Annotated in this window: 27 protein-coding genes and 2 pseudogenes; 20 read left to right on the top strand and 9 right to left on the bottom strand. The window is 34.0% G+C overall.

Annotated features, from left to right (window positions below):
* Positions 1-11 precede the first annotated feature (11 nt).
* Positions 12-1,460 carry a YhgE/Pip family protein gene (locus BFS35_RS05950; protein ID WP_099579382.1) on the bottom strand — a complete coding sequence of 483 codons (1,449 nt, stop codon included), beginning with the start codon at positions 1,458-1,460 and terminating at the stop codon, positions 12-14.
* 264 nt (positions 1,461-1,724) lie between these two features.
* On the opposite strand from BFS35_RS05950, the gene BFS35_RS05955 reads away from it, so the two are divergent.
* From BFS35_RS05955 to BFS35_RS14225, 4 genes and pseudogenes are all read left to right on the top strand, one after another.
* Positions 1,725-2,918, top strand: a complete 1,194-nt coding sequence (locus tag BFS35_RS05955) for an NAD(P)/FAD-dependent oxidoreductase (RefSeq protein ID WP_158554266.1) — start codon at positions 1,725-1,727, stop codon at positions 2,916-2,918.
* A gap of 134 nt (positions 2,919-3,052) precedes the next feature.
* Positions 3,053-3,931, top strand: a complete 879-nt coding sequence (locus BFS35_RS05960; protein WP_099579378.1) for an SDR family oxidoreductase — start codon at positions 3,053-3,055, stop codon at positions 3,929-3,931.
* 345 nt (positions 3,932-4,276) lie between these two features.
* Entirely contained in the window at positions 4,277-4,840 is a 564-nt protein-coding gene (locus tag BFS35_RS05965) for a TetR/AcrR family transcriptional regulator (protein ID WP_099579376.1), read from the top strand.
* A 99-nt stretch (positions 4,841-4,939) separates the two neighbouring features.
* Positions 4,940-5,071: pseudogene (locus tag BFS35_RS14225) on the top strand (isochorismatase family protein); the annotation flags it as partial.
* A gap of 40 nt (positions 5,072-5,111) precedes the next feature.
* Here BFS35_RS14225 and BFS35_RS05975 read toward each other — a convergent pair.
* Entirely contained in the window at positions 5,112-5,540 is a 429-nt protein-coding gene (locus tag BFS35_RS05975; RefSeq protein ID WP_099579374.1) for an organic hydroperoxide resistance protein, read from the bottom strand.
* Between the two features lie 125 nt (positions 5,541-5,665).
* On the opposite strand from BFS35_RS05975, the gene BFS35_RS05980 reads away from it, so the two are divergent.
* From BFS35_RS05980 to BFS35_RS06010, 7 genes are all read left to right on the top strand, one after another.
* Positions 5,666-6,112 (top strand): MarR family winged helix-turn-helix transcriptional regulator, encoded by a 447-nt coding sequence (locus BFS35_RS05980; RefSeq protein ID WP_099579372.1) that lies wholly within the window; start codon positions 5,666-5,668, stop codon positions 6,110-6,112.
* Between the two features lie 81 nt (positions 6,113-6,193).
* Positions 6,194-6,544, top strand: coding sequence for a hypothetical protein (locus tag BFS35_RS05985; protein WP_099579368.1), 351 nt, complete (start codon positions 6,194-6,196; stop codon positions 6,542-6,544).
* A gap of 98 nt (positions 6,545-6,642) precedes the next feature.
* The gene (locus tag BFS35_RS05990) at positions 6,643-8,400 is read left to right on the top strand and encodes an ABC transporter ATP-binding protein (protein WP_099579366.1); all 1,758 of its coding nucleotides are present in this window, start codon (positions 6,643-6,645) and stop codon (positions 8,398-8,400) included.
* Between the two features lie 73 nt (positions 8,401-8,473).
* Positions 8,474-9,058, top strand: coding sequence for a DUF1349 domain-containing protein (locus BFS35_RS05995; protein ID WP_099579364.1), 585 nt, complete (start codon positions 8,474-8,476; stop codon positions 9,056-9,058).
* A gap of 152 nt (positions 9,059-9,210) precedes the next feature.
* The gene (brnQ, locus tag BFS35_RS06000) at positions 9,211-10,569 is read left to right on the top strand and encodes a branched-chain amino acid transport system II carrier protein (RefSeq protein ID WP_099579362.1); all 1,359 of its coding nucleotides are present in this window, start codon (positions 9,211-9,213) and stop codon (positions 10,567-10,569) included.
* Positions 10,570-10,753: 184 nt separating this feature from the next.
* Positions 10,754-12,352 carry a ribosomal protection-like ABC-F family protein gene (abc-f, locus tag BFS35_RS06005; protein ID WP_099579360.1) on the top strand — a complete coding sequence of 533 codons (1,599 nt, stop codon included), beginning with the start codon at positions 10,754-10,756 and terminating at the stop codon, positions 12,350-12,352.
* A gap of 80 nt (positions 12,353-12,432) precedes the next feature.
* The gene (locus tag BFS35_RS06010; RefSeq protein WP_099579358.1) at positions 12,433-12,954 is read left to right on the top strand and encodes a hypothetical protein; all 522 of its coding nucleotides are present in this window, start codon (positions 12,433-12,435) and stop codon (positions 12,952-12,954) included.
* A 32-nt stretch (positions 12,955-12,986) separates the two neighbouring features.
* Here BFS35_RS06010 and BFS35_RS06015 read toward each other — a convergent pair whose 3' ends face one another.
* Positions 12,987-13,940, bottom strand: coding sequence for a VOC family protein (locus BFS35_RS06015; protein WP_099579356.1), 954 nt, complete (start codon positions 13,938-13,940; stop codon positions 12,987-12,989).
* Between the two features lie 191 nt (positions 13,941-14,131).
* On the opposite strand from BFS35_RS06015, the gene BFS35_RS06020 reads away from it, so the two are divergent.
* Both BFS35_RS06020 and BFS35_RS06025 read left to right on the top strand, forming a co-directional pair.
* Positions 14,132-15,091 (top strand): ring-cleaving dioxygenase, encoded by a 960-nt coding sequence (locus tag BFS35_RS06020; protein WP_099579603.1) that lies wholly within the window; start codon positions 14,132-14,134, stop codon positions 15,089-15,091.
* Between the two features lie 128 nt (positions 15,092-15,219).
* Positions 15,220-15,789 carry an alpha/beta hydrolase gene (locus BFS35_RS06025; RefSeq protein ID WP_099579354.1) on the top strand — a complete coding sequence of 190 codons (570 nt, stop codon included), beginning with the start codon at positions 15,220-15,222 and terminating at the stop codon, positions 15,787-15,789.
* Between the two features lie 281 nt (positions 15,790-16,070).
* Here BFS35_RS06025 and BFS35_RS06030 read toward each other — a convergent pair whose 3' ends face one another.
* Entirely contained in the window at positions 16,071-17,024 is a 954-nt protein-coding gene (locus BFS35_RS06030; RefSeq protein ID WP_099579352.1) for an NAD(P)-dependent oxidoreductase, read from the bottom strand.
* A 182-nt stretch (positions 17,025-17,206) separates the two neighbouring features.
* Here BFS35_RS06030 and BFS35_RS06035 point away from each other — a divergent pair, with 182 nt between their 5' ends.
* The 4 genes from BFS35_RS06035 to BFS35_RS06050 all read left to right on the top strand — a co-directional run bounded on the left by BFS35_RS06035 (position 17,207) and on the right by BFS35_RS06050 (position 20,512).
* Entirely contained in the window at positions 17,207-18,940 is a 1,734-nt protein-coding gene (locus tag BFS35_RS06035) for a pyruvate oxidase (RefSeq protein WP_099579350.1), read from the top strand.
* An 81-nt stretch (positions 18,941-19,021) separates the two neighbouring features.
* On the top strand, positions 19,022-19,510 hold the full coding sequence (locus BFS35_RS06040) for a cupin domain-containing protein (protein ID WP_099579348.1): 489 nt from the start codon (positions 19,022-19,024) through the stop codon (positions 19,508-19,510).
* Between the two features lies 1 nt (position 19,511).
* Positions 19,512-19,874, top strand: coding sequence for a DoxX family protein (locus BFS35_RS06045; protein WP_205757151.1), 363 nt, complete (start codon positions 19,512-19,514; stop codon positions 19,872-19,874).
* Between the two features lie 128 nt (positions 19,875-20,002).
* Positions 20,003-20,512 carry a PepSY domain-containing protein gene (locus BFS35_RS06050; RefSeq protein ID WP_099579346.1) on the top strand — a complete coding sequence of 170 codons (510 nt, stop codon included), beginning with the start codon at positions 20,003-20,005 and terminating at the stop codon, positions 20,510-20,512.
* A gap of 58 nt (positions 20,513-20,570) precedes the next feature.
* Here the strand turns inward: BFS35_RS06050 and BFS35_RS06055 are convergent, their stop codons facing one another.
* The 5 genes and pseudogenes from BFS35_RS06055 to BFS35_RS06075 form a co-directional block, all read right to left on the bottom strand.
* On the bottom strand, positions 20,571-20,894 hold the full coding sequence (locus BFS35_RS06055) for a branched-chain amino acid transporter permease (protein WP_099579344.1): 324 nt from the start codon (positions 20,892-20,894) through the stop codon (positions 20,571-20,573).
* Positions 20,891-21,595 (bottom strand): AzlC family ABC transporter permease, encoded by a 705-nt coding sequence (locus tag BFS35_RS06060; RefSeq protein WP_099579342.1) that lies wholly within the window; start codon positions 21,593-21,595, stop codon positions 20,891-20,893. The genes BFS35_RS06055 and BFS35_RS06060 overlap by 4 nt, the downstream gene beginning before the upstream one ends.
* 122 nt (positions 21,596-21,717) lie before the next feature.
* Positions 21,718-23,019, bottom strand: coding sequence for a PepSY-associated TM helix domain-containing protein (locus tag BFS35_RS06065; protein WP_099579340.1), 1,302 nt, complete (start codon positions 23,017-23,019; stop codon positions 21,718-21,720).
* A 128-nt stretch (positions 23,020-23,147) separates the two neighbouring features.
* A complete protein-coding gene (locus tag BFS35_RS06070; protein ID WP_099579338.1) occupies positions 23,148-23,699 on the bottom strand; it encodes a histidine phosphatase family protein in 552 nt (183 codons plus the stop codon).
* Positions 23,696-24,178 (bottom strand): annotated as a pseudogene (locus BFS35_RS06075) (SF0329 family protein); the annotation flags it as partial. The gene BFS35_RS06070 and the pseudogene BFS35_RS06075, both read right to left, overlap by 4 nt.
* Before the next feature lie 289 nt (positions 24,179-24,467).
* Between BFS35_RS06075 and BFS35_RS06080 the strand changes: the two are divergent.
* The 3 genes from BFS35_RS06080 (at position 24,468) to BFS35_RS06090 (ending at position 26,751) form a co-directional block, all read left to right on the top strand.
* A complete protein-coding gene (locus BFS35_RS06080; RefSeq protein ID WP_099579334.1) occupies positions 24,468-25,301 on the top strand; it encodes a phosphate acyltransferase in 834 nt (277 codons plus the stop codon).
* Complete coding sequence (gene buk / locus BFS35_RS06085) at positions 25,301-26,371, top strand: butyrate kinase (RefSeq protein ID WP_099579332.1); 1,071 nt, start codon at positions 25,301-25,303, stop codon at positions 26,369-26,371. Before BFS35_RS06080 ends, buk begins: the two co-directional genes overlap by 1 nt.
* A gap of 86 nt (positions 26,372-26,457) precedes the next feature.
* Positions 26,458-26,751, top strand: coding sequence for a HesB/YadR/YfhF family protein (locus BFS35_RS06090; RefSeq protein ID WP_099579330.1), 294 nt, complete (start codon positions 26,458-26,460; stop codon positions 26,749-26,751).
* Positions 26,752-26,808 lie beyond the last annotated feature (57 nt).

Here is a 26,808-nt window from a genome sequence, read left to right on the forward strand (position 1 = left end):
TTATTTCATTATTAATCTAAATCTCTCGTATTTAAGCGTATATTTTTAAGATTTAATCGACTTAAGTAAGCGAAGTATAGCAAGCAACCGGCAACGATTCCAATTATAGCAATAATTGTGATAGCTGTATTAATCGGAATATTGCCTTCAAAATCGAATATTGATTCTCTTAATGCTTTAATAACATAAGTCATCGGTGAATATGTGTGTAATGTCTGGAAGAATTTATTAGTTAACTGTATCGGGAAAGTCCCTTCACTTGAACCAAGCTGTAAGATTAATAAAATAATCGCCAGGAATTTTCCGATGTTGCCGAATGCTGCTACCAAAAATGATACGATCAGTACTGCAGCAATAGACCAAACGATTAAAGTAAGTGTGAAGTATCCACGATTGGCAATTTCAATATCTATTACGTACTGTGTAAATAAAGATAAGAATAAACCTTGTAACAAGCCGTGTGTAACCATTAAGCCAAGTTTGTTTAGCCACCAGTTAACAGCGCTCTTTGATTCCCCTACGCGTTTATCGACTGGATAAATTGTAACAAATGCTATGGCCCCTATATATAGACTTAAACTTAGTACATAAGGTGCGAAACTTTGTCCATAGTTTTCTACCTTTGTGACATTGTGTTCAACTGTAGTGACTGGATCACTAATCGTCATCGCATTTTCTTTACTAAAAGACAAATTGTCAGTTTGCTTTAATGATTTATCGATATTTTGAGTGATTTGATTTGTATTTTCAGCGAGTTTATTTAATCCACCGGTGATTTGATTCGAACCTGTGATCAATTGATTAAACTGTTCATTTTGTAATGGTGGTAATGCGGCTTGTGTTTTAGCAAGACCACTATCAACTTGTTTAGAACTATTTGCTAAATCAAGCTCAGCTTTTTCCATCTTTTTTAAACCAGTAGCAAGCTCTTGAGATTGACCACGCATATCTTTGATTGAACCGAATATTTTCTTTAAATAAAGTTCACGCAAAGATAATGAAATATTATCTTTAACTGCTTGAATACTCTTATCACCAATACTTTGTCCCGAATAACTATAACCCGGGTTTGTTTGAACGTGCATTTCCATATGTTTAGGATTTGGATTGAGCATTGTAGAAGCATCATCTGAAAAGTTTTTAGGGAACTCGATGACTGCAAAGTAATCTCCTTTTTCAATACCATTTTTAGCTTTTTTTGAATCGATGAATTCCCATTTGAAATCATCATTTTCTTTGAGTTTATCGATTACTCGATTCCCAAGATTCTCTTCTTTGCCTTGAATCTTAGCGCCTTCATCATTGTTAACGATGGCAATGGGAAGATCCTGTGTTTGACCGTAAGGATCCCACATAGAGTAGATGAATACGGCACTATAAATGATTGGTAAGAATAAAATAACAATAAGCGATAGAAATAAGACAGGGTGTTTCCTTAAAGCATGAAAGTCTTTAAACACGTTTGTTTTCTCCTTTTAATTATATTAGTAAAGTAAAAATATTATTTTATAACAGTAATAATAGCATAAATATTTAAATACATTTTACTAGTATAATATATGTAAAATTACAATACAAGTGATTTGTTCTAAAGAATTTAAAAAAATTATCTATTATTCAACACAAAAAATAATAAAATTAGACAACGCTAAAACTTTAGATTATACAAAAATGAAATGGGTATGATGAAAATAATATTAAATTTAAGAAGCGGGGGGTTTGTTATGCATAACGGGAAATTATATTGGCCGGAAACTTATGTAAAGAAAAACTATCTGGATGAAACCGAATCGCATTATGATGTGGTGATTATTGGTGGTGGAATGAGCGGGGCATTGACAGCATTTAAAGTTGCACAGGCAGGACATCATACATTACTCATTGATAAAGGTGAAATAGGGAGCGCGAGTAGTGCAGCCAACACTGGGTTAATGCAATATATGAGTGATAAATTGTTGCATGAATGTGTAAAAGACTTTGGAGCGCTTGAAGCCTATCACTTTTATAAAGCAAGTAAAGAAGGTCTGGAGGATATCGAAGCGATTTCGAAATTATTAGACGCGCGCGTAAATTTTATTAAACGTGACAGTCTATTTATCGCTTCTACTAAACGTGATAAGAAAGTCATTAAAGATGAATATGAGGCATTGAAACACTTTGATTTCCCGGTAGATTACGTTAATCCTGAGCAACTTGAAGAAACATATGGAATTAAGAAATACAATGCACTTATTACGCATGAAGATGCAGAAATCAATCCTTATGTATTTGTGAATGAAGTCGTGAAATACGCACATAGTAACTTCCATTTAGATGTTCTTGAAAATACTGAGTTAGTGAAATATGAGAAGAAGGAAGAACAACTACTATGTCAGTTAAATGATAGAGTAATTACGGCTAATAAACTAATTATGACAACAGGATATGCGAAAAATAAAATAACGAAACGTTATATTCATCGTGAAGAATTTGTCGCAAGTTATGCAGTTGTGACGCAACCGATTGATGAAAATCATTTCTGGAAAGATAAAGTGATGATCTGGGAATCTGCAAGGCCCTATTTATACATAAGACATGTCCCGGGAAATAGAGTGTTAATTGGTGGATTGGATGAGAAGACAGATAAGATACCTAATGAAAAACATATTCAAAAACAAGGTCAACGATTAATTAAAGCGTTTAATAAACTGTATCCGGACATTGAATTAGCAGTAGAGTATGCATATGGTGCAAGATTTGGTGAAACAAAGGATGGGAAACCATTTATCGGTAAGATAGAAGAAGATGCTGAAGTATATGGATTATACGGATATGGTGGCAATGGAACAGTTTACTCCTCATTTGGTAGCAAACTACTGCTGGATATGATCGAAGGGAAGTACAATCCGTTATCTGAGATTTTTAAGCTGAAGCGATAGTCAAGAGTGAATTGAATAAAGTGAGACAAAATGATAGGGATCTATCAATATAAAAACATTAATTCCAGCAAATCTTTATTGCTTTATTTTTCGGGTATATAGTAAGTATTAAATTTTCTAAGGAGGAATTACAAATGAGTAACAATCCATTAAATAAGTATTTTAACGAAAAATATGAAGAGCAACCACAGGCGTATCCAGGTATTCAAAGTAAGATGACACCTGTTCCTGATTGTGGTGAAGAGAGTTATAAAGGTGCTGAGAAGTTAGTTGGTAAGAAAGCACTAGTTACAGGTGGAGATTCTGGTATAGGTCGTGCTGCTGCTATTAGTTATGCTAAAGAAGGCGCAGATGTTGCAGTTAACTATCATCCAGATGAACAGTCTGATGCTGAAGAGGTTAAACAAGTTATCGAAGCAGTCGGTCAGAAATGTGTGTTAATTCCTGGTGATCTTCGTGATAAGCAATTTGCTAAAGATATGGTAGATAAAGCTCACGAAGCGCTTGGTGGATTAGATATATTAGTATTGAACGCTGGTATGCAGCAATATGAATATGATATTGAAAACTTAGATGAAGCGCAATTACGTGACACTTTTGAAGTGAACGTGTTCTCTGGTGTCTTCTCAATTCAAGCTGCATTGAAATATTTACAACCTGGTGCAAGTATTATTTTGACAAGTTCTATCCAGGGTGTTAAACCAAGTCCACATTTATTAGACTATGCAATGACGAAGAGCTGTAATATTTCATTGACGAAAGCATTAGCAGCACAGCTTGGTCCTAAAGGCATCCGTGTCAACGCTGTAGCACCTGGTCCAGTTTGGACACCGCTTCAAATTTGTGGTGGTCAACCGCAAGAGAAAATTCCTGAATTCGGTAAGAAAGAACCGTTACAACGTGCTGGTCAACCTGTAGAACTTGCTGATGTATACGTGTTACTTGCGAGTGATAATGCAAGCTTTATTACAGGTCAAGTGTATGGTGTAACTGGTGGTTCTCCAATTAATTAATATATTTATTAAATTTATTAAAATTAACGACTTATTTGTATATAGATATGAAAAGACATGCCAGCCGGCATGTCTTTTCATTATGGTTTTTATTGTTGTATTTACTATTTCGTTCGTGAATTCGGTAAAGTCAATGCCATGATCCAATCATAAATAAGATTAATACTATATTGAATAATCATCTTGTAGAATATTTAGACGTTAAATAAGCTGAAATTGGAATCATAATACCATTAATGAGCATAAATATTGTCGTCAACCTTCCACTTGTAAACGGACACTATTCTCATTTATAATAATCACATCAGTAATATTTGTCAATAAAATGATTTTTGGAGGTGACGTATGAAGCAACGAAGTGATGCCATGCATAATAAAAAACGTATACTGGAAACAGCAAATCGTTTATTTAGTGCAAATAGTGTCAGTGAAGTGGCGATGAAGCAAATTGCTACGGATTGTGGTATTGGACAGGGCACTTTATATCGACATTTTAGTAGTAAAGCAGAGATTTGCCAAGCTTTAATGGATGAAGCGTTAGAGGAGATGTTTGTAGAGATTAAACAGATTCAACAAACGCAGTTATCAGATTCTGAAAAGGTGAAGGAAATCCTTCATTCATTTGTTACATTAATAAGTGATAATCGGGAGAAGTTAGAGGAAATGAAAACTGAAGGCAGTAAGCGTAAAGTTATGATGGACTTACATTTCTATCCGCAACTTAAAGCTGCTTTATTAAATTTAGTTGAAGCATTGAATATTGTAAAAGATGCAGATTTCCATACAGATATTATGTTAAATTCATTTTCGAAAAACGTATTTGAACACCATTGTATTGAAAAAAACGTTCAACCTAAAACATTTGCAGATAGAATTCACTACATATTTATTGAAAGATTAATGGAATAATTTAAATACGAATCTAATAATAATAACGGAAAAAGATGATAGACTTTAAAAAAACAGCACTTGTATTAATCGATTAACAAAAAGGAATATTAGTATGGATATAATCAATACTTTATTACAGATATGATGAGTGCGCCTAGAGCAGATTTACATCAATTTCCGATTGATAATGTATTTCCTGTAATGGGTCAAACGATGACAACAGAAGCATTTTTAGATTTAGTGAAGTAACAAAAAAGACGTCTACGTAAGTGTAGGCGTCTTTCATCTATTAGTCAGTAGTTACTGATAATTCAATATTAATGCTTTCTTTTAAAGCTTTTGAGTAAGGACAGAAATTGTGTGCTTTTTCAATGAATGATTCGGCAGTTGCTTGATCTAAACCTTCAATGCGTACTTCTAATTCAGCAGCTAACTTAAAGCCACCATCAGATTCATCTGAAACTAACTTTGCAGTACCTCTTACTTCAGGGTCGATATCAGTATGACCGGCTTTTTTTAATAGTAATGTTAAAGCACTGTTAAAGCATGCTGCATAACCTGCTGCAAATAATTGTTCAGGATTTGATTCAGTTGTTCCTTTACCGCCTAATGCTTTTGGTGATTCGATGTCTAAATAGAAAGTGTTATCTTCACTAAACACCTTACCGTTACGACCACCTTTACTAATCACTGTTGTTTCATATAATACTTTATCCATTCTAAAGACTCCTTTTCAATTTATTAATCGTGCGCGATTGATAAAAATAATATTAAACTTTATAATCTTTGAAGTCAAATAATAAACTTATTAAAATAAAAAATCGTGAACGATTGGAGGATAAGATGAATAATCGATGGAATAATTTATCAAAGCAACTATGCTTTTCATACTATAATGTGAATAGATTGTTTAATCAGTTTTATAAATCGTCATTAAAATCATTTAATCTGACTTATACACAATACTTAGTGTTAGTCAGTTTATGGGAGAAACCGAGTCAAACTTTAAATGAATTAGGAAAAGAGTTGGATCTAGCAAGTAATACATTAACACCACTGCTTAAACGTTTAGAAGACAAGGGATATGTGATGAGATTACGCCCGGAGAAAGATAAACGTCAGTTAATCGTGCAGTTAACAGAAGAGGGTCGTACGCTACAAAAGAAAGTTGAAAGACATCTGTTAACATGTTTCTCAACGATTGAAGGATTGACAGAAGAGAGAGCAAGTGAATTGATAGCAGAAAACAATCGTTTGATAGAGGCGATTCAAAAGAGTAGTCTTAAATGAATATTTTAAATGAATATCTTAATATAGATGAGATATTTTAAGATGATATAATGAAGATAAATATGATGAGGAGGTCTGGTTATGTTAAAAGAACAGCTGGATGACGTATTTGTAAAAAACGATGAAGGTTATTTTGATGAAGATAAAGTCAGTGCGAAATTTTATAGCATCATTAAACAATTATCGGGAGAAGAAGCATATCAGTTAATCGACGAAGCGATTAATTATTTATTGCATTCAACAGATACTGAAGTTATTGCATATATGCTGGAATTTATCTCAAGCCTATATGGTATTGCCGGAACAAACGAACTGACAGATTTACATGAAATGAAAGCTTCCGTCATTGATCGTCAAGTAGAAATCTATGGTAATCAGTTTACGCATAATGTATTAAATAATTTAAAACGAGAATTAGGCACTGCGACGTAAGAGGTCGTTCATATATTGTCTATATTGAAAATGTATATAAAGTAATTTTTTTAATTATATAATCGGAATGTCATTGTAGACATTATAAGGTGGACAAAATGGATAGAGTAAATAAAAAACAAAGTTCCTCAATTAAAAAATTTAAGACAAAGGACTTCGTTAAGTTTGTAACAAAGATGAATCCTAAAAAGAGAGTATTTATGATAGGTATGTTTTTTACGCTATTAACGAGTGGTGCAGCGCTTATAGTTCCTCAGCTTACAAAGAATTTAGTTGATGGTAGCAGATTAACTCAGATGAATATGTCATTGCTTTTTACTTTGATTCTGGCATTTGTTGCTCAGCTTGGATTTGGAGCATTAGGTAGCTATTTATTACGCTTTAGTGGTGAACATACTGTAAAGTCATTACGTGAACAACTGTGGGATCATCTGCTTACATTGCCGGTTAAGTATTATGATGATCATAAATCAGGAGAAACGAGTTCAAGATTAGTCAATGATACGACTGTCATTAATGAATTGATGACCTCACATTTCCCTAACTTTATTTCTGGGGGAATTCAGTTGATTGGCTCGATGATTATTTTATTCATCATGGACTGGAAGATGGCAGGATTAATGTTCTTAGCCGTACCAGTAATCGGGCTGATTATGGTACCAATCGGGAGAATGATGTCTAAAATCGGTCGTCAGTTACAAACAGCGACTGCAGCTTTTAATGCAGATGCCAGTGAGAAATTATCAGAAATTCGTTTAATTAAATCGAGCAATGGTGAACAATATGAGAAACAATCTGGAAGAAATCTCATTATGAATGTATTTAAGTTAGGAATTAAAGATGCAAAGATTGAAGCGGTCTTACAACCGATTATGATGACTGCGATGATTGGATTATTTGTTGTGGTATTAGGATATGGTGCAGTACGTGTACAAGATGGTAGTTTAACGAGCGGACAGTTCGTAGCGTTCTTGCTTTATCTATTTAATATAATGATGCCAGTTGGAAGTTTTGCGACATTCTTCTCTCAATTACAAAAAGCAATGGGAGCGACAGAACGTGTTGTACAGTTAATGAATATGCCATCAGAAGCAATTGATAAAGGGATGACAAAAGATGTTTCAGGTGAAACAATTATGTTTAACAACGTTTCTTTCCAATACGAAGAAGATCGTCCAATCTTGAAAAACGTTTCGTTTGAAGCGAAAGAAAATACCGTCGTGGCGTTTGTCGGACCAAGTGGTGGTGGGAAATCTACTATCTTCTCATTACTAGAACGTTTCTATCATCCGAGTAACGGTGAGATTAAGATTGGTAACACCAATATTAATGATGTACAACTGCATTCATGGCGCAGTCAAATAGGATTTGTATCTCAAGACAGTGCAGTGTTTGCAGGTACAATTCGAGAAAATTTACAGTATGGATTAGATCGAAATTTATCAGATGATGAGTTATGGAATGGATTATCTTTAGCGTATGCAGCATCATTCGTAAAAGATTTCCCGGAACAATTAGATACTGAAATTGGAGAACGTGGTGTGAAATTATCTGGCGGACAGAAACAAAGAATTGCGATTGCACGTGCATTCTTGCGTGATCCACAAATCTTAATGCTGGATGAAGCAACAGCATCACTTGATTCACAATCAGAAGAACAAGTTCAGCGCGCATTAAATCAATTGATGGAAGGACGCACTACACTCGTTATTGCGCACCGTTTATCAACCATTGTTGATGCTGATAATATTTACTTTGTTGAAAAAGGTATGATTACAGGATCTGGCACGCATCAGGAATTAATTGCAACACACGCATTATATCGAGATTATGTGAAAGAGCAGATAGTGAGTTAATGATTTAGATGATGTTATAATCTAGTAGAAAATAAGTACGATACTTTATAGATGTATAAAGGAGATAATAAAGATGCCATCATTTACAGATTTACATTGGACAAGAGCACCTAAAGATTATGAAATTACAGATGAAAGTATTGTGATTAAAACAGAACCTAATACAGATTTATGGCAAAGGACGTATTATGGGTTCCGAAATGACAATGCTCCTGTATTACAAATGACAACGACAGAAACTTATTTCTCGTTTACAGTAAGAACAGATTTTAATACGAAACGTCGTTTTGATCAATGTGGTGTAGTGATATATTTAGATAGTGACAATTGGTTAAAAGCATCTATTGAATATGAGAATGATACGTTTCAGCGTTTAGGTAGTGTTGTCACAAATAATGGTTATTCTGACTGGTCATCATTTGATATTACTAGTGACATAACGTCTATGTGGTACAGACTGAGCCGCCGCGAGAGTGATTACTGTATTGAGTATTCTGAAGATGGTAAAGATTTTAAACAGATGAGAATTTGTCATTTGAATGAAGGGCATGGAGAAATTCAGTTTGGTATTTATGCTTGTTCTCCTGAAGCATCATCATTTGTCGCAGAATTTACTCATATGAACGTAGGTCCTTGTCAGTGGGAACCACATGTATAGTAAGTACTAAAAACACGAAGTTCATTACTTCGTGTTTTTTTAAATATTTTAAAAATTCAATTCATTTCACTGTTTTATAATGCTATAATATAAAACTATATTATTTATTCTTTTAATAATAGAACAAAAAATTATTTTATTGCTCTGGAGGGATCCCCATTAATACAAAAACGAAACTTTCATTAAAAGAAAATATCTTTATCGGTTCTATGCTTTTCGGTTTATTCTTCGGAGCAGGTAACTTAATCTTCCCGATTCATTCAGGACAGATGAGTGGGGCAAATGTCTTCATTACGAACATTGGTTTTTTAATCACCGCAATTGGATTACCTTTCTTAGGTATTATTGCTATTGGTGTGTCTAAAACGAATGGTTTATTTGATATTGCTTCACGTGTGAATAAAACATATGCGTATATATTTACAATTGCACTTTATTTAGTAATCGGTCCATTGTTTGCTTTACCGCGTCTTGCAACAGTGCCATTCGAAGTAGCATTCACACCATTTATTGCTAAAGAAAATGTTCGTCTTTATTTATTTATTTTTAGTCTGTTATTCTTTAGTATCGCGTGGTTCTTTGCAAGAAGACCATCTAAAATATTAGATTATATCGGTAAATTTCTAAATCCTTTATTCTTGTTATTATTAGGTGTATTGTTTATTCTTGCGTTCGTAAAACCGATGGGTGGCATAGATGCACCAATTCAGCCGGAATATAAAGATGATGCTTTACTTAAAGGATTTATTGATGGATACAATACATTAGATGCTTTAGCATCACTTGCTTTCGGTATTATTATCGTAACAACGATTAAGAAGCTAGGTATTACAAATCCTTCTGATATCGCAAAGGAAACAGTGAAGTCAGGTTTCTTAAGCATTTTACTTATGGGTGTAATTTATACATTACTCGCACTACTCGGTACAATGAGTTTAGGTCAGTTTAAAGTAAGTGAGAATGGTGGTATAGCGTTAGCACAAATCGCGCAGTATTACCTGGGCAATTACGGTATTATTTTACTGTCATTAATTATTATCGTAGCTTGTTTAAAGACAGCAATCGGCTTAATAACAGCTTTCTCTGAAACATTTTCTGAGTTATTCCCGAAACGTAGCTATATCATGTTTGCTACGGTAGTAAGTATTGTTTCATTTATACTGGCAAACGTCGGTTTAACTAAGATTATTGAGTATTCGATACCCGTCTTGATGTTTTTATATCCACTTGCGATTACATTAATACTGTTAACTTTAATCAGTGGTTCTTTCAATGATTCAAAAATTGTCTATCAATGGACGACTTTTGTCACGATGATTGCAGCGATTATTGACGGTATAAAAGCAAGTCCTGCATTTCTTTCAAAATCTGCTTTTGGAGAAAGTGTAGCTACTTTCGGAGAGAAATTCTTACCATTCTCTGCCATCGGTATGGGGTGGGTATTGCCTGCATTGATTGGTTTTGCAATAGGATTTATTTTGTATAAAATGCGTAAACCTGTTAAACTGTAATCAAATATAAAAGGAGGCATCAATATTTAGAGATGATCATTCGATAATGAAAACTGAGCAAATTGAATTGCACAACGTTTGAATTATCAGGATGAGTCTGTCTATTTATTGTATGTCTATCGTTCATAGGCTTATTTTGTGTATCCCAAACGTTGTGCGGGATACTTTTTTATGAGGTGAGTTTATGAGATTAAATAAAACAGAGATTTATGCAGGGGAAAAATTATTGTTCAAAGATTTACACTTTGAAATAGAAGCAGGTAAGCATATTGCTTTACTTGGAAACAATGGCATCGGCAAGACGACAATACTGAATACATTGATAGCGCAAGATGAAGAAATTGGACTGCTGGAACAACAACTTAAACAGTCGGACGTATCTGAATTAACGGTAATCGAGTATATAATGCAAGGACGACCAGAATTATATCAGTTGAAAATAAATTTAGACACAGATATGAATGCAATGAGTGATTACCTGGAACAGGATGGTTATACATTTGAATCTGAGATTATTACGATGATGCATAAGTTTAATTTATCTGAAAGTGATGCTGAAAGGAAAGTAGTAACGCTGTCAGGTGGAGAGCAAACAAAAATATCTTTAATACGTTTGATGCTATCAGGGAAGACAAAGTTTATCTTTGATGAACCAACGAACCATATTGATGATGAAACGAAAGATTGGCTCGTAAACTGGATGAAACACAATGATTTTACGATTCTATATGCTAGTCATGACAGAGCGTTTATTAATCAAACAGCAGATTATATATTGGAGTTAACACGTGATGGATTAAGGAAGTTTCATATGACATATGAACAATATAAATCACAGATTGATCTAGAAGAGAAGACGAACGCAGCACGCGTTGAAAAAGAACAAAAAGAAAAGAAACGTATGAAGCAAATGATTCAGGAAATGCGTGAATGGCATCATGAAATGAATCATAAAGCGAGTGTACGAGATTTCGGGGAGCAGAAAAAGCTTGCCAAAATGGCAAAAAGGATGAAGGCTCGAGAATCGAGATTGAATCATGAAATGGCAAACTTTGAAGGTAAAGTAGAAAAAGCAGTGCGTACAGAATATGATATTGAAGCGAGTGAAATCAATAATAAATACGTATTGCAATGCATAGATGTAAGTCATGCATTTGATGAACCATTATTTAACCATGTTACTTTTTCATTAGAACGAGGGGAAATCGTTCAAATTAAAGGAAAGAATGGTTCAGGAAAATCAACGTTACTCAAATTGATTACCGGAGAAATACCGATACAACATGGAGAGATAAGAATGCCACCCACACTTGAAATAGGATATTTTTCTCAGAAACTTGATAATTTAATATCAAGTCATACCGTTCTGGAAGAAATAACAGCACTTGAAATTGACGTAACTCAGGCACGCACGATACTAGCAGCATTCAGATTTGATGCATCACGTATGGATGATCTCGTTCAAAATTTGTCTATGGGAGAGCAGTGTAGGCTATCATTTGTAAAACTCTATTTCTCAAAAGCACATCTACTTGTGCTCGACGAGCCGACAAATTATTTCGATATTGAAATGCAGGACATTATCGGTAATCTGCTTAAACAATATAAAGGAACAGTGCTCTTTGTCAGTCATGATGCATATTTTAGTGAAATGATTAAGACGCGTACATTAACGCTGCACGATAAACACGTAGTAGACTCAAAAACGACTATTGATGAAACAATTAATGCGGAAGAACTTACAAAACAACTTAAGCATATAGATAATTTAGAAAACAAATAATTTATAATTGATAACGCTTACAAAAATACTCGTGTATTATACAATGTAGATAAGATAAAAGTGTAGAGTGAGGTGTAAGTATGCGTAACGAACAAAAGTTATTACTTCCTGTGTCTGTGTTAGCAATACTTTTATTTATGGGTATCGTTTGGCTGAAGATGCCGCATGATGAACAAGATAAACAGGAAGTGAAGACAGAACATATTACTTCAGTTGAGAAAGGATTATATGATTCGGCAGAAGATGCGCAGAAGGCAATGGTGAAAAATATTATAAAGACAGATGATGTTGTTTCTGCTATTTATACACCAAATAAAGCATGGAAGACACAGTTCTATGTGATTCAAGTATCTTATCACAAAGATAAATCAACATATTCGGGGTTTGCATTTGCAGTGCCGGAAGGAAATCAATATCGATTAGTACTGGGTGACGTTAACATTAAGACATATGACGGCATGCAACCGAAAAAAGATACGATGAAGGTAGGTAAAGATACAGTTCAAATGTATGTAGGAAATCCGTTAAGTAATCCTTTTGAAGACAGTATTCGACACTCGTTTGTTGAAGATCAGGTAGAAGTAGCGTATCAGGTGCAATAGAAAATGCCGAAGCGGAATCGCTTCGGCATTATTTATGATAAGTTTGTTTCTATTGTTGTACGCTTAGATTCCAGATATTCCGGTAATACAAGAGGAATAGTATCAAAATCTAAACTTTCTTTATTCGGTTGAGGTGGTTTTGTTCCATCCATCGTAGCGACTTCGAATAATATGTTGTTTGGATCTCTATAATAGATAGATTGGAAGAACTCACGATTTTTAATGTGAGAGTTCATGATATTTCTCTGTTCTAAACTGTTTTCTAACACCTGTAACGCTTCGATATCTTCAGATGATAAAGCTAGATGGTGAATTGAACCGATACCAGAGATACTATCACGAGATACGTCATCATGAATAATGTGTAACTCATGGCGGTCCTTTTTCTTATGATTGCTCATGATGGTTACTTTATTCTTTGAATCAAAGAAGTCGATTGTCTCTATTGTTTCAAAATCGAAATAGTGTTTAATTTCCTTGATTGTAGCCTGGTCATAACGTGTACGTAGATGGACAGAATCAAGGGCAATAATACGATGTTCTTCTGGGATTTCTGTATGTTCTGGAACAACATAGTCAGTGATATCCTCTTCTGAGTGCATCACGGCTAAACCAAGATTCGTATTATCAGGACCTTCAAATCTTAATATGTCACGACCAGCATATTGCTCTAAGCCATAATGACAAATATCAAAATTATCGAATCGCTTCATAAAAAATTCAAGCGAACTTTTAGATTGAACTTTGAACATTAAACGTTCAATATCATTTGTTCCAAACTGCTTGTCAACGCCTTCAGTAATTTCGAAGATCGTCACTTCGGTACCTGGACGTCCGGTCTTATCACCGAAGAATAAGTGATACATATTATTGTCATCTTGATTGACAGTCTTCATAAGTAAATCCAGACCAAGTACTTCTCTATAGAACTCAAAAGACTTTCGTGCATTGCGGTTAACGATGGAAACGTGGTGGATAATTGTCATAGAACCATTCCTATCTGTATGTTTGATATTACTTATTATGTACTGTGAGCATAAAGTGTTGCAAATTTTTTGGATTGGTAGTATATTAAATGTACCAAGTATAATAATTATATCTTATGTAAAGAAAACAGTATGAAATATTAAAGAAGATATAATTACAAATCAGAACAGGAGTGAATCAAATGAACGAAATGAATCAATTAACAGGAATCCACCATGTAACAGCAATTACAAGTAGCGCCGAGAAAATCTATGACTTTTTCAATGATATTTTAGGTTTAAGATTAGTAAAGAAAACAGTAAACCAGGACGATATTAATACGTACCATTTATTCTTTGCAGATGACGAAGGTAATGCCGGAACTGATATGACATTCTTTGATTTCAAAGGTATTTCAAAAGGACAACACGGTACAAATGAAATTGCTAGAACTTCATTTAGAGTACCGAATGATAAAGCGGTAGAATATTTCTTAGATCGCTTTGAATCATTTAATGTAAAACATGATGGTATTCAGGAAATGTTCGGTAAAAAGATTTTACCTTTTGAAGATTTCGATGGTCAGTTATATCAAATTATCTCTGATGAGCATGATAATGGTGTAGCACCTGGTGTCGCATGGAAAAATGGGCCGGTACCTGAAGAATTCGGTATTTACGGATTAGGACCAGTGTTTATTACAGTAAATCAATTTACGGCATTTAAATCAGCATTTGAAGCGGTATATTTATTTAAAGAAACTCAATCAGAAGGTAATTATCACTTATTTGAAACCGGAGAAGGCGGTAATGGTGCATCGGTAATTATTGTAGATGACACTACAAGTCAAACAGCTTATCAAGGTTTCGGAACAGTGCATCACGTAGCTTTCCGTGTACCAGATGAAGAAACACTTAGAGCATGGATTGAACGATTAGATTCATTTAACTTACCAAACTCTGGTTATGTTGATCGATTCTTCTTTAAATCACTTTATGCTAGACTTGCTATGCCGATTCTATTTGAAATCGCAACTGACGGTCCTGGATTTATGGGTGATGAACCTTATGAAACATTAGGTGAGAAATTATCATTGCCTCCATTCTTAGAAGGACAACGTGAATATATCGAATCACAAGTGCGCCATATCGATACAGTAAGAAGTAAATAGTAATAATTGAAACAGAAAGATAAAATATAGAATATAAGATATAAAAGATAAAAAAATAAGAGATAAAAGACAAAGAAATAAGAAACATATGCAATACATTATTCGAATAAGCGTTTAGGAGGTGCGTCATGAATTACTTTTATCAGAAGAATGATTCAAAGGAATTAGTTGTTTTATTTCATGGGACGGGTGGCAATGAGTATCAATTATTAGGAATAGCAGGCGAACTATTTCCTGGTGCTGATGTATTAAGCTTTGAAGGTGATAGTGGCAGTGCAATGAGCAGACGATTCTTCCCGCCTTTAGTGAATGGTGAGATGGATCGTAATGCATATAATGATGCAGTCAGTCGTGTAACAGAAGTCATGAATGAACTAAATTTAGACTATGATAAAATAACTTTCTTAGGTTATTCTAATGGTGCTAACTTTATTATAGGATTCTTAGAGAATGCTATTGAGATAGATATGGCAGTATTAATGCACCCTTCAGACTTAAAGTATGACGTATCGAATGCTAAACGTGATACGAAAGTAATTATAACGGCGGGTGCGAACGACTATATGGTATCACCCGGACAAGCTAAAGCATTAGAAATGCAGTTTAAATCATCATTCGATGATGTGAACTTTATGTTGTTTGATGGCGGCCATGAAATAACAGAAAAAGAGATTCAGGAATTGAAATCAGTTATATAAGCAAGTAGACATTTTAGGTAGATATTTTAGAATAAATAAAATAACAAAATAAAAATGAGATGCGGTGCGTATCTCATTTTTTTTCTATTTTGTATTAAATTTCACATCATCTTTATGATTAAAGTCATAGAAAGAATAGGGAATGTAAAATAAACTGTGTAAGTAGAGTGCGTACGACTCTGCTTCGCAGTTTATTTTATATTCCCGAATTCAACAGAAGTTGATTTCCTCTTTTCAATTTATTTCACTTTATAATGCTTATTTCTCTGTCTTTCTATGTCTTAATTAACGATATAATCTGGTTGTTCATTATTCAGTTTCTTGTATACATTTTGTGTAACGATATCGGCCATCATATCACGCGCTTCAAATGTTGCGTTTCCGATATGTGGTGTGATGACTACATTGTCTAATTTTTTTAGTTTTTCATTGATTTCAGGTTCGAATTCAAATACATCTAAAGCTGCACCTTCAATGACTTTCGCTTCCAATGCATCAGCAAGCGCTGCTTCATGAACGACAGGTCCACGTGATGCGTTGATTAAATATGCAGTCGGTTTCATCATTTCGATTTGTGCTTTATCAATCATGTGCTTCATGGATGGATTATAGCTTGCGTTAATTGTAATAAAGTCAGAGTGCTGTAGTAATTCTTCAAGTGAAACATATTTTGCGCCAGTATCTTTTTCACGGTCCTTATGACGGTTTGGTCCTGTATAGAGAATGTTCATATCGAAACCTTTCGCACGGCGTGCCACAGCTTGTCCGATTTCTCCTAGACCAATAATACCAATTGTCTTACCTGAAACTTCACGGCCACGGAAAAATAAAGGCGCCCAACCGTTAAATCCTGTTGTACGGCATACTTTGTCTCCTTCAACCACACGTCTTGCTGCAGCAAGTAGTATAGCAAATGTCAGATCTGCTGTTGCATTTGTTGAAGCTTTCGGCGTATTAGTAACGTCGATGTCTTTTGTACGTGCATATTCACTATCAATATTGTTAAATCCAGCGCCATAGTTGGCGATGATTTTTAAATTTGGTGCTGCATCTATGACATCTTTATCTACATTAGTAGAAAGTAAACTGATCAATGCATCTCTATCCGCAATGCGTTTAATAAGTTCATCTTTAGTTATTAATTTATCTCCTTTGAATACATTAACGTCGTCGAAATTTTCTTTTAAGAACTTTAGACCTTTTTCTGGTATTTCACCGGCTACTAAAACTTTCATTGAATTTCCTCCTCATTTTATATGATTCGTATATGTATATCTTAACAAAAATGATATGTCGTTTGCACATAATGGAAATAGAATCGTTATACCTATAAGAAATGTATTTTGATTACTATTGTTCACAATGGGTAATGTAAATAATATGTAGAAATAATAGAAAAGAAAGGAATGTGAACGACTTGTCAAAACTTAAAGCAAATCATGCACTTGTCCAAGCGCTTAAACATTGGGAGATTGACCATGTATATGGTATACCTGGTGATACGATAGATACTGTAATAGATGCATTAAAAGGCGCTGAAGATGAGATTAAATTTTATAATGTACGTCACGAAGAAGTGGCTTCTCTTGCAGCAGCAAGTTATACGAAATTAACAGGTAAAATTGCGGTATCTGTTGCTATTGGTGGACCTGGAGCAATTCATTTGTTAAATGGTATGTACGATGCAAAAATGGATAATATTCCCCAACTTGTTCTGGTTGGTCAAGCCGACACTGATGTACTTGGAACAAAGTTCTTCCAGGAACTTGATTTAACAGCAATGTTTGCTGATGTTGCTGTGTATAATAAACAACTCGATCAGGCGGAAAATGTATTTGAAGTTGTCAATGAAGCAATCCAAACAGCTTATGATAAAAAAGGTGTCGCAGTACTTTCGATTCCAGGGAATTTATTAAGCACTAAAATAGAAGATCATACAGACAAAACGCCTATTAAAACACCAGAACAAACTTTTGAGATTGATCAGACAAAAATTACGGAAGCAATAAAACTGATTGAACAAAGTAAGCATCCAGTAGTGCTTGCCGGAACAGGTACGAAACATGCCAAAGAATTACTTGTACAGTTTATTGAGCATGCACAATTACCTTCTATCGTAACTTTGCCTGCCAAAGGATTAATTCCTGATACCCATCCGAATATGTTAGGGAACTTAGGGAAAATCGGTACGAAACCTGCATTTGAAGCAAGTAAAGAAGCGGACTTATTAATTATGATTGGTACAAACTTTCCGTATGTAGATTATCTGCCGGACGAAGATGTACCATGTATTCAAATAGATAATAACCCGGAAAATATCGGCTCACGTCATAAAGTGACTGTTCCATTGATTGGTGATTCAAAAGAGATACTTCAATTATTAATTGAAAAATTACCAGCGATAAAAGAAAGACCATTCTTAGAAGCATGTAAAGAAAATATGGTCGAATGGAATAAATGGCTTGATGAAGATAGAGTTAACAATAGTATGCCGTTACGCCCAGAACGTATCATGGCAGAAATTGATAAGATTGCAGATGAAGATGCAGTATTCTCAATTGATGTAGGAACATCTACAGTATGGGGAACGAGATATTTAAGACTTGACCATAATAATCGTTTCTTAACATCACCCTGGTTAGGAACAATGGGCTGTGCTCTACCAGGAGCAATTGCAAGTAAGATTGCTTACCCTGATCGTCAGGCAATTGCAATTACAGGTGACGGAGCTATGGCGATGGTAATGCAGGATTTTGCTACAGCTGTATATCATAATTTACCGATGATAATCGTTGTTTTAAATAATAAACAATTATCATTTATTAAATATGAACAACAAGCAGCTGGTGAATTAGAGTACGCGATTGATTTTGGAGATATTGACTTCGCTAAATTTGCAGAAAGTTGTGGCGGAGTAGGTATTACTGTTACAAAACCAGAAGAACTTGCAGGTGCCTTTAGACATGCAAAAGATGTGAACAAACCAGTAATTATTAATGCGTATGTAGACCCAGATGCAGCACCACTTCCTGGACAAATTGTGTGGGATGAAGCGTTAGGATATGCTAAATTTGAGTTACGTTCATTATTAGAGGAAAATAAATTTGAAAAGATGCCACCTTTAAAAACAATTATGAGAAGATTCTTTTAATCTTTTGTATAATAAAATTTATCAGGACAATCAACAAAAGTTGATTGTCTTTCTTTATAAAAGAAGCAAAGGAGTAGGACATTGAACAAAACACAATTAATAACACAACTTAATATGCAGCCTCATCCGGAAGGTGGGTATTACTATGAAACTTATCGATCAAACGAAGCAACTGCTGATGGTAGAGCACTATATACAAGCATCTATTTTCTTTTAGAAGCAGGAAACATCTCGCACTTTCATCGTATTGATTCTGATGAATTATGGTATTACCATGGAGGGGATTCTCTTACTGTCCATATGATACATCCCGATGGTAAGTATGAAGCAGTTAAGTTAGGATTAGACGTAATGAATGGTGAAGTACCACAATTTTTAGTACCGAAACATACCATCTTTGCATCAAGCGTTGAAGAGGATAATGCATGGAGTTTCGTTGGATGTATGGTATCACCTGGTTTTACATTTGAGGGTTTTGAATTATTTACGAAAGATGAATTAAAGCAAGTTTATCCGCATTTAGAAGATGTAATTGAGAAATACGCACTAACAACAATAGAGGAGCAATAAAATGAAATTAATAAAATTATTACTGAAAACGTTACTAGGATTAGGATTTTTTGCAGCAGGTGTACTTCATTTCTTAAGGGAGCCTAACTTTACGAAAATCGTACCGAGCTATATACCATTCAAAAAAGAAATCGTCTATATTTCTGGAGTAATGGAGATAATAATGGGTGTTTACTTGATTATCAAAAAACCAAGTGAAGTTGCAAAAAATTTGATTAATACATTTTTATTAGGTGTATTCCCAGCGAACATCTATATGGCAAGAAAAGAAATACCTTTAGGTGATAAACAGCTATCTAAGAGTGCTTTATATGGGAGATTACCTTTGCAATTCGTATTGATGAAATTGATAAGAATTTTATAAAATTCTTATAAAAATAATTCTCGTATTTAGTTTAGATTATATGGTGATTGCTATACATATTGATAATATTTGTTTGTATGTATTAAATTTTGGGTATAAATTTATTAACTCAAATAAAGGAGCTGAATATGATGAACAAATATATAAAACAATCTTCAGCACTTGTTCTAGGTGCATCATTACTATTAGGTGCTTGTGGCAATGAAGATGATAAATCAGTTGATTATAGCGAAGTAAAGACGGATGCGACTCAGGCGATTGAAACTGCACAAAAAGAAGTTAAAGGTGATCTTGAAAGTATCTCTTTTGACTATGATGATAAAGAGAAAAAGTGGGCATATGATGTTAATTTAAGAGATGGAAATGAATCTCATGAAGTGACAGTTGATGCTGTAAGTAATAAAGTACTTAAAAAAGAATCAGAAAAAGAAAATGATAAAGAAACGACAATCAATTATAAAGATGTAACGCCAGTTGAAGATATCATTGAAGTTGCTAAGAAAGAGTACAACGGAGATGTGAAAGAATGGAGTTTAGATGAAGATGACGGCGTAGTAAAATATGACGTAGAACTCGCTAAAGATGGAAAATCAAAAGAATTTGAAATAGATGCTAAAACTAAAGAAATCATCAAATAGATGCTTAATCATAATATAGAAAAAGCTACAATTCGATAAGAATTGTAGCTTTTTCTGTTTAGACTAATCGGATAAGTAACATATAGTACAGCGTTCCTACAGCGATAGATAAAAGCATATTACGTTTCCATGAATGTAAAACAATAATCAAAGTAATTGCAAGTATTGCAGGAATATTGGCAGAAGGTAAACTCCATTTAATATCCTTTAATGCATATACAACAAGTAATCCAAAAACAGCGGGAGGTAATACACGACCTAAATATTCAATAAGCTCAGGTAATGGTTTATCTCCTTTAAAGATGATGAATGGTAAGAAGCGGGTTAACATTGTAGCGATAGTAACCGAAAAGATAATAATCAGCTGTTCTGCTATCGTCATATGCGCTCACCAACTCTCGTCAAAGGACGTTTAAAGACAATGAAAATGATTAGCATAATAAGCATAGTAGGGAGTACAAAGTAAGTCTTACCAAATATTAATAGACAGAAAATAGAAATGATTATACCGAGCGTTGAAAAGCGTCTTCCACCTTTGAACCATTGTTCAAGAAAAATAACTAAAAAGAGTGCTGTCATTACAAATTCTAAACCTTCCAAATCAACAGTGATGAAGCTCCCGATAACACTTCCTATAAATGAACCGGTTCCCCAGTACAATTGATTCAAAAGTGTCACGTATGTCATCACTAATCCCTTATCCGCATTTCCAGGTATTGAAAGTGTTTGGTTAATTACAAAAGTTTCATCGCACATGCCAAATATTAAATACCATTTCTTCTTTCCGGTACCTTTAAATTGATTAAGCATCGAAATTCCATAGAATAAATGTCTGGCATTAATCATAAGTGCAAGGATAAAAGCGCTGAGTGGATTAAAGATACCAAGAAGCATCGTTGCAGTTACGAATTCCATTGATCCTGCGAAAATACAAGCACTCATCAGGACAGCCATCCATAAAGGATGTCCTAAAGAATGCATATAAATCCCGAAAGTCATTCCGAGAAAGATAAATCCAGTTAAAATTGGAATGGTAGGAGGAAAAGCAATTTTTAACGCTAACAGATGTCTATTATTTATCATTCAATCAACTCCGTGAAATATATTATGAATTATCTTACATGAATAAATAATTTCTCACAATTATATTTGTTTGAATATTAAAAAAAGTAGCCGGAATGATCCAACTACTTAACAAGTATTATTTATATTGCATATTTCTTCTTGCTCATCAGTAAAATGAGTTCAATAATTGCAATTATTATGAGTGAGAAGCCAAATAGAGGCATTAATAGTCCCATTAGGATAAGTAATATTACGAAGAACCAAGTATGTTTCATATAAGGCTGCGCTTTAGGTGTTGATAGTTTACCTTTTTGTCTGCGCATCAAATAAATTTTAATTCCGAAGAATGTAAGAGTTAGTAATCCGACGATAAATAATAAATTAATTATTTTATTTGTTAAGCCAAATAAATTACCTTCATGTAACGGGATACCTACCGCAATAAATTTAGCAAGCGGACCATAGTCATCGAAATCATAAATCGCAAGTTTCATACCTGAATACTGATCTAAATGAATAGTACGTTCTTCTAAGGGGCTAGCGTCTAAACCAGTAACACCGGTACCAGCGGCTTTTGATAATACATAAGTTCCCTTGTCATCCATCGGTACAGTGATGCTATACGGTTTTTTAAATCCTTCTTCTTTAGCGAGCTCATTAATATGAGTAATTGGTAACCTATTACCATCATGAGACTTAGAATCTGTATGTTCACCACGCGTTGCCCAAGCAATCTCGTTATTAGATACTGGCGGTGTCTTCACAGACTCAGGATAACCTACAAGTGAGTGATTTACTGCAAAGTCATAAATTTTTGCACCCATAAATCCTGACCAGGGTAAACCAGTTAACACAATTAGTAACAAAGGAATACTTAAAATTGTACCGAGCATTGCATGGAACTTCGCTTGATTTTTACGTTTAATTTTAGAGGTGCTGTTTGTAATATATTTACGGAAAAAAGTCATGAACAATCCTGTAATGATTAAGAATATTGCCCAGCAGCTTGCAAGCTCCACTAAATAATTAATAAAGGTATTACCAGTTAATAGATTTGAGTGCATTTCACGAGAGAAATTTGAAAATAATTTAGAAGGTTCTATTTCACCTTTCACTTGATTATGATGATCCAGATAGACAACTTTAGAAGCATCATCTGGTCCCATTATAGATACACGTGTGTTGTAATCGTCTTTTAGGAAACTAATCTTCATAACATGATATCCAGGATGACTTTTGAGTATGTCATCGATACCATCATTAAGGGATTGTTCTGGTTTGTTTGTCTGTTCAAACAATAAATCGTGATTTAATTTGTTCTCTACTTCTGGATAGAATAAATACATGATGCCTGAAATACTTAAAGTAATGAGTAGCGGTGTAATGAAAATCGCTGCATAGAAATGCCATCTCCAGAACACATTATTAAAATACTTTTTCACAAACTTTCCTCCATATTTTCACAAGTTAAAATAAATATTAGCATAAAAGACATATGAAAAATTCACAAGGGTGTGAAAATAATAAGTCAGATATATGAATATTTTGTGTATGAGTAATTTTTGGATAATTACTTAATAACTTCCATTATCATTTGGCCACATTTAATTTTATAATGAACTTTCTTATTAGAAAATTGTTTGTTGTTTATAATACAGAGCAAGGCTTCTATTACACCTTGATGAGTAACTAGAAGTACATTGCTAGAATTATGATGTTTTAAGAGGAAATTTTTATACCATTTACAAATTCTTTCGTAAAATTGAGAAGGGCTTTCACCTTGTGGATAAGATTCTTCCCATTCTAATGTATTCCAAAAGAGACCTGGAAAACTCTCTAATGCTACATCATTGTCCATCCCAGCTAAAAGACCATTATTTACTTCACGTAAACAATCATCTAAAATTATTTCTGTTGAAAATAGTAGTCGATTTCGAATGATATTTGCTGTTTGAACTGTTCTTTGAAGATCACTTGCTATAATAAAATCGAATTCAATGTCTTTTATTTTTTGTGATAGTGATTCTACTTCATTTACACCTTCTTCAGTCAATGGTTCTTGTGACCAACCACCTCTTTTGTTAAGCGTATCCTGCCCATGTCTTACAAGGTAAAGTCTCATGCATTACTCTCCCAACTTTGTTTTCTAATCTCGTAAAATTGCTGAACTAATTTATGTTCGTTGTTTATATCAAGCGTACTAAATCTTCGTTTACTTAATCGTTTATCTAACATTGTAAAAGCTCGGATGAGCTCATGAGAATGTTGCAATGCTTCTTCTACAGAGAGTAAAAAATAATCGAAGAAGTCTTCTAAATGATAAACAGCATATTTCCCTTCTGCTTCTACTGCATCTCTAATTGTTTTTTCAAATAAATCTATTTTCTTATCATCCCAATTAAATGGTTGATATTCCTTCCCGACACCTTGCTTTTCTAACTCAAATGATTTTAAAGCAAACTGGATATTATCTGCTGTAAATATTTCTTGTTTATCGAATGTTATAGTCATTCGCGCTTCTTCGTCGTGAGAATTTCTATAAACAATACGATTGATTGAAATACGATTTTTTAGTGAATCATAAATAAAGTCTGCAATAAGTTGTTTTCTTTTTGTCTATCTCAATTTATCACCTAAATTCTTTTTTTATGGTTCAATATTATATTAAGTGGTTATATATTTCAATTATCTGTAAAATGACATTTATTTATTATATATATTAAATTTTTTAAATAAGGGAAATAAAATATATTATTGAATGGTATTAATAAAGAGTTTAATGGCTGCTATATGTTTCCTTTACATCTATTTTCGACTGTGAGAAAATACTATCGAACAAAAGTATTATCTAGTCTTAGTACTAGGTTATAATAAGAAAGAAGGAACATAGATGATTAAGGTAGTTATTCCTGGTGGTTCAAGGCCAGAGATATTAGAAGTGATAACAAAAGCGAAACAATTATATAAAGATGTTGTATCATTTTTTGTATTTGATACAGAAGAGAATATTGATTCAAATGATGTGTGGATTTATGAGCAATGTGAAACTGAGGAAGATTCTGTTAAACGTGCGGTAGAAATGGCGGCAACTGGAGATGCACAGATACTCATGAAAGGGATGGTTCAAACACGTACGGTATTAAAAGAATTACTTCAAAAAGAACATGATCTTCGTAATCAATCAGTGTTATCTCATGTGGCGCTTGTTGATTTACCGGGAAATAATAGACAATTATTATTAACAGATGCTGCAATGAATATCACACCAACTACTGAACAGTTAAAACAAATTGCTGATAATGCGATTGATGTAGCGCATCGCATAGGTATAACGAAACCAAAGGTCGCTATGATTAGTTCTGCAGAGACATTTAATCCGAAGATGCCATCTTCAGTATTAGCAAGTGAGGTCGTTTCATTATTTAAAGGTAGTGAAAATACGCTAGTAGCTGGTCCTATTTCTTTTGATTTAGCTACTTCTAAGGAAGCTGCAGAACATAAAGGATATGACGGCGTTATACATGGCGATGCAGATATCTTAGTAGTACCTACAATTGATGTTGGTAATGTATTGTATAAAGCTTTCTCAGTAATAGGGAATGCTGTTATTGGAGGTACAATTGTTGGTGCAAAAGTACCGATTGTACTTACTTCACGCAGTGATTCTCCAGAAAGTAAATTGTACGCTCTAGACTTTGCAGTACGACAAGTGAGGAACATATAATGGATGGAAAATATATATTAGTCATTAATCCAGGTTCAACTTCTAGTAAGGTTGCTCTATATTGTAGTGATAATTGTGTGGACGAAAGTATTTTTAGATATACGGTTGAAGAGATTGGAAAGTATGATACAGTAATGGATCAAATTGAGATGCGAGAAGAGCGTTTACGCACTTTCTTAACGTCTCATAATATTTATCCAGGTGATTTAGCAGCAGTTGTTGCCCGTGGTGGACTGATGAAGTCGATTATTGGAGGCACGTATTTGGTGAATGAAGAGATGGTGAATGATCTTCGTTCTGGTACATATGGTATGCATGCTTCAAATTTAGGAGCAATCATCGCTAATGATATTGCACGTGATTACGGTGTGAAAGCATATACAGTGGATCCGGTTGTAGTGGATGAATTTGAAGATCTTGCACGCATTTCAGGATTTAAAGGAATTGAGCGTCGAAGTGTATTTCATGCATTGAATCAAAAGGCTGTAGCACGTAAGGTGTTATCTGAAGAGGGTATGGATTATTTTAATGCTAATGTGATTGTTACCCATATCGGTGGCGGTATTTCAATTGGTGCACATCAGTCAGGACGAGTTATTGATTGTGTAAATGCATTTGATGGCGAAGGACCTTATTCTCCCGAGCGTACTGGACAACTACCATTAATAAATTTTGCGAAGCTCATTATTGAAGAAAAGTTAAATATTTCACAAGTGAAATCAATACTAGCTGGAGAAGGTGGTATGAAGTCTTATTTAGGTGAAATTGATATTCAAACGATTGAACAAAAAGCTTTAAACGGAGATAAGGAAGCAAAGCTTTATTTTGATGGCATGTGTTATCAGATTGCTAAAGGTATTGCTGAAATGGCAGCGGTATTGAAAGGTGATGTAGATTATATCATTTTAACAGGTGGTGTGAGTCATTCCCAATATGTTGTTGATAACATAAAATCACATGTTGAGTGGATTTCTGAAGTAAAAGTAATGCCTGGCGAAGAAGAATTACTAGCTTTATACGAAGGTGTAATGCGTGTGTTGAAAGGTGAAGAAACAGCCTTAACATATTAATTATTGCAATGAAGACATAATTTAAGACTTTCATATAAGTCTGATGATATAATTTCTTCAGCAAGACTTATTTTGGGAGGTACGATATGAATATTTATATTTCAGATAAAGCACTGCAATGGTTCAAAGACGAAGTTGGTTTAGAAGCAGGACAGGCAGTTAAATTCTATGCTAAAATTTATGGATCAAGCAAGATTCAGGAGAGTCACTCTTTAGCATTTACAGTAGATCCGGATTACGATAAAGCAATTGCAAAAGTTGAAGCAGATGGCATTATTTTCTACGTTAACGAAATGGATGAGTGGTTTTTCAAAGATTACGATTTATATATTGAATATGATGAAAAATTACAAGAGGTGGCTTACGATTATAAAAAATAAAAGGAAATAATCTATTTAAAAATAATTTTTTTAAAAAAGTTTAAAGCGTTAAAGCAC

The sequence above is a fragment of the Macrococcoides goetzii genome (genome assembly GCF_002742385.2).
GTDB lineage: Bacteria > Bacillota > Bacilli > Staphylococcales > Staphylococcaceae > Macrococcoides > Macrococcoides goetzii.